Below are 4,231 nucleotides of genomic sequence, written 5' to 3' on the forward strand. Positions count from 1 at the left end.
TTACTTAGCATAACAATAATTTTTTGCTTATAAATATTGATAAACCAACCAATTAAGATCATTACATGGATTGTAGAAATAATAACCATAAACTCAAGTTGAGAAACTAATAATCCAATTAGTATACATATCAGAAACCAAATTAAAGGAAATATTAAAGATTTTAGCCAAAACCATTTAGGTAAATTTAACAGTTTAAGTCCTGAGAAAATCATCAGCCAAGTTAAAAGAAATCCAATATTACCTGCCACAGCACCTAAAAAACCGAATTTGCTTGCCCCAATAGCAATCAGTGTTAATGAAAAGCACCCACTTATCAACTGAATGCTCATCACTAGCTTGGGGGCAATACTCAGGAGGATGAAGAATCCCACAGCATTCAGTGAAAAAAGTCCATAAATTAATGTCGCAATCCTAAAAGCTATTATAGTGCTTTCAGTAGCTGCACCTGCAAACATTAAATGCATGACTAATGGGGCAAACATAAACAGCCAACCAGCAGAAACAAGGGCAAAGAGAGCGTTCACTTCCAGAGCCTGTTTTATCTTTTGGGTAAACTCTGGATTACCCATACTATCGTTTGCTGAGTAATTACTCAGAACTGGGACAAGAGGCTGAACAGGTAATGCTGAAAATGAATTAATTGCCGATGTTGCATCAGTAATTCCAGCATACATTCCCAGGGTTTCAGAACCCAAAAAATAACCAACAATCAGCCGATCCCCTCTACTAAATACAGCAGTCCCTAATGACATTAACCAGATAGTTAAGCTGTAGTTAGCAATTGCCATAACTTTTTCTGTTTTCCAAATAGGCTTTAGGCTGACACCACGAATTAGAGATAGTACCACCCAAATATGACTTAATAATGTTACTATTGTAGTTAAAGCTTGCCACTGCATAAGTGCTACCGTCCGACCACCAAACCAAGCTACCCCAAACAGCCCAAAACTCAGCAAAAAATTCTGCATCGTATTCAAGATATTTAGTAAACTATAACGCTGGTAAGCTTGCTCTATACCGATTAAAACTTGTTGAAATAATTTTGCCCAGATAACGAGTCCACCAATCTGTAACGCTTGTACAACTACTGAGTGTTGTGTTTTTCCTACTTTAGGAAACAGATCAATAATACCATCAGCACCAAAGAAAAGAGCGATCGCCGCAAGGGTAGCTAGTACAAGCATACCCCCGATGGTAATGGTTAAAGTTTGCGATAACCCATTGACATCTTCCTTTCTTAAGTCCTGCGAAACAAACACGGTAGTTGCTGTAGCAAGACCAGCCTCAGCTAAAGCAACAATTGTAATTACAGTGGAAGAAAGTGTCCACAAACCGTATTCTTCAACGCCAATCAGGCGAATTAGTAAGGGAATTGTCAGGATAGCTAATCCAATTCGGATAATTCCACCAGCGGCATTATATAATCCATTCTTTAAAAAATTGTTGTTCACCTAAAGCATTACCATTTGATAGAAAAGTTCCGGTTGATTATTTATTTTCTGAGCCGCAATTAATGTGGATTAAAAACCAATCTAATCTTTTGTTTCATCCCATAATTAGCCGTAGCTGTCTCCTACTCCGACCATTTATAATCCTGACTAGCCTCTTCAACCAAGTCAGCCATGCTCTAGGAATCCAACAGTGTGACTGGGTTAGTAAGACTCTTATCTTGTCCAATGTATTGCTTAGTTAAGCCATTCTCAACCAGCCAAATACATGATCAACAGTTAATTTTAACTCTACTCCCGCCAATACAGGCAGAATATCGGTTTTTTCCATCAGTATTGGTTGGCGATCGCACAAAAATACTAGAATACTTAAATCATCAGGATCAAGAAACCATCCTAATTTACACCCATGCTCTTAGAGAAAACCAAAAAACAACTTACCCAATTTTGTGGGATAGGCATCCTGCCTGTCCTTGATGGTTAACAGGCAAGATGCCTGCACCACAAGGAATTTTTGGGTATTTTTTTAATTGGAAGTCCCTAAGAGAACTCCACAAAAAAGATGAACTGCTTGTATTATTAGCAGGCAAGATGCCTGCACCACAAGAAATTTTGGGATATTTTTTTATTGGAAGTCTCTAAGACTCTTATCTTATCCAATGTATTGCTTAGTTAAGGAATGTGAATTAAATAAGGTGCAAAAGTAGGGTGTGTTAGCGACAGCGTAACGCACCATTCCAGGTTACATCAGAATTGCAGGTTATTAAATTTGCGTTCCTAAGCCATTTTCAACCAGCCAAATACATTATCAACAGTTAATTTTAAATCTACTCCTGCCAATGCAGGCAGAATATCGGTTTTCTCCATCAGTACTGGTTGGCGATATAAATTCGCAATAATTCCCCTCAGTTTATCAATTGACTTAAGAAATGACAACTTTTTCTTGAATTTAATTTACTTAGCATGAGCCAATTTTCATTTTGGGCATATTTCCTGGCATAAATAACTAACTTCGTCCAAAAACATAGTTAAGTCCGGCAAATAATTTATCTAAATTAGATATACTATACTCTTGGATATTTTTAATAAAATTCTGTTCTCGCAGTTGTCCAAATTCCCATATTTTACCATTAGAAACAATACCATATAATAATTGTTCCGGTTGATTATTTAGCTTCTGAGCGGCAATTAATTCGGCTAAACATTGTCCCCAACCTTCCTCAAAGTTATCTTTTTTAGCTTCTACTAATATTAAATAAGGAGAATCAAAAACAATTTTACCTCTAGGCGATCTTTTAGCAACAATATAATCAGGGATACCTGATAATCTTTCATCAAAATTTAATGGCTGATGACTCCATACTAATAACTTATCCTTATACTTTTGCCAAATTTCAATTAAAATAGGAAAAATAACTCCTTCACAAATGGCATACTCTGAGTTAAATACAACTCCTTCCCGTAAAACCAATTCAAAACGATTACGAAAGTAATCATCAATCTCTAAGGGATTTTCTTGGATGAAATTCTCTTCTTGATAAGTTAAAGGAAAATCCCCTAAGACTTGGGCAATATTTTTGTACTGATTATAAGACATGATTTTGCTCTTTGGGGAGTATGGTTTGTATGCCGGGTTATTTCATTCTAGATTTTAGCAATGGTGATTTTAGAGAAAATCTTGATAGTTTTTTCGATTCTACTAGAGTTCATTGAGATTTATTCCCTTTGCCCGTAATTGTGCCAGCAACTTTTCCATTCTCTGTTGTTCTTGTGCTAGTAATAATTCTGCTCCCTCTGCTCTTTGTTGTGCCTCTTGAGCTTGCTGTTGTGCCTTTCGAGCTTGCTGTTGTGCCTCTTGAGCTTGCTGTTGTGCTTCTTGAGCTTGCTGTTGTGCTTCCTGAGCCAGTTCATGCTCCGTAGGTAAAAGAACCCCATCCAAAGTTGCCCACCGACACCAAACAGTATCGGCATAGCCAAACACCCCCGACCACTGCACTAAGGCTAACCCTAACTGCTTACTAACCAGTCTATTTTGGGCATCGGGAATTATCGGTTCATAACCATCACTGCCCATACTAAACCCAGCAAAATCACTAGGGTTAAAGGGATCAAACCAGAAATACTCTGGTACTCGCAGCCGTTTTTGGTAAATTTCTTTTTTCTCTGTTTTATCCCGCGACGCGGTGCTTGCAGACAGTAACTCTACTACAACATCTGGACTTTTACCCTCTTCCCAAGTTACCCAGCATTTACGCTCACCTTTGGGAACATCTAGGACGGCAAACATATCTGGACCGCGAAAATCATGATTTTTTAATTGATGGGGGCTAAAATAAACAAACATATTTCCGCCCACAAAGGCATTGCGATCGCGTAGCCAATATGACAAAGGATCAACTAGTAAATCCATTTGCAGTTTATGGCGGTAAGTCTCCATGGGAATGCCATCATCGTAGAGTAATTCGTCTTGTGTCGGCGGCTTAACAAAATCTGGTGATAAACTATCTATCTGTGTATTTAGTTTAGACAATGTTGATTCAGTCATATATCCTGCGATAGCATTCCCATAGGGACTAATTTAACATTGGTGGCGGGGAGATAACTTCTCTAAGGTATTGCTTAGTTAAGCCATTCTCAACCAGCCAAATACATCATCAACAGTTAATTTTAACTCTACTCCCGCCAATACAGGCAGAATATCGGTTTTTTCCATCAGTATTGGTTGGCGATCGCACAAAAATACTAGAATACTTAAATCATCAGGATCAAGAAACCATCCT

General features: G+C 37.9%; 4 protein-coding genes. All 4 read right to left on the reverse strand.

Annotated features, from left to right (window positions below; all coding sequences use genetic code 11):
* On the reverse strand, positions 1–1,454 hold a 1,454-nt coding region (locus tag IQ228_RS22220), incomplete at its 3' end, for an oligosaccharide flippase family protein (RefSeq protein WP_193964466.1).
* Between the two features lie 774 nt (positions 1,455–2,228).
* Positions 2,229–2,387, reverse strand: a complete 159-nt coding sequence (locus tag IQ228_RS22225; protein ID WP_193964468.1) for a hypothetical protein — start codon at positions 2,385–2,387, stop codon at positions 2,229–2,231.
* A 70-nt stretch (positions 2,388–2,457) separates the two neighbouring features.
* On the reverse strand, positions 2,458–3,048 hold the full coding sequence (locus IQ228_RS22230; protein ID WP_193964470.1) for a hypothetical protein: 591 nt from the start codon (positions 3,046–3,048) through the stop codon (positions 2,458–2,460).
* A 102-nt stretch (positions 3,049–3,150) separates the two neighbouring features.
* The gene (locus IQ228_RS22235) at positions 3,151–3,996 is read right to left on the reverse strand and encodes a Uma2 family endonuclease (protein WP_193964472.1); all 846 of its coding nucleotides are present in this window, start codon (positions 3,994–3,996) and stop codon (positions 3,151–3,153) included.
* Positions 3,997–4,231: the final 235 nt, after the last annotated feature.

Origin of the sequence: Dolichospermum sp. LEGE 00246, assembly GCF_015207865.1 — a bacterium.
GTDB lineage: Bacteria > Cyanobacteriota > Cyanobacteriia > Cyanobacteriales > Nostocaceae > Dolichospermum > Dolichospermum heterosporum.

Coding starts and splice junctions, on each gene's coding strand:
- IQ228_RS22230 (WP_193964470.1), bottom strand. CDS start 3,048: ATGTCTTATAATCAGTACAAAAATATTGCCCAAGTCTTAGGGGATTTT.
- IQ228_RS22235 (WP_193964472.1), bottom strand. CDS start 3,996: ATGACTGAATCAACATTGTCTAAACTAAATACACAGATAGATAGTTTA.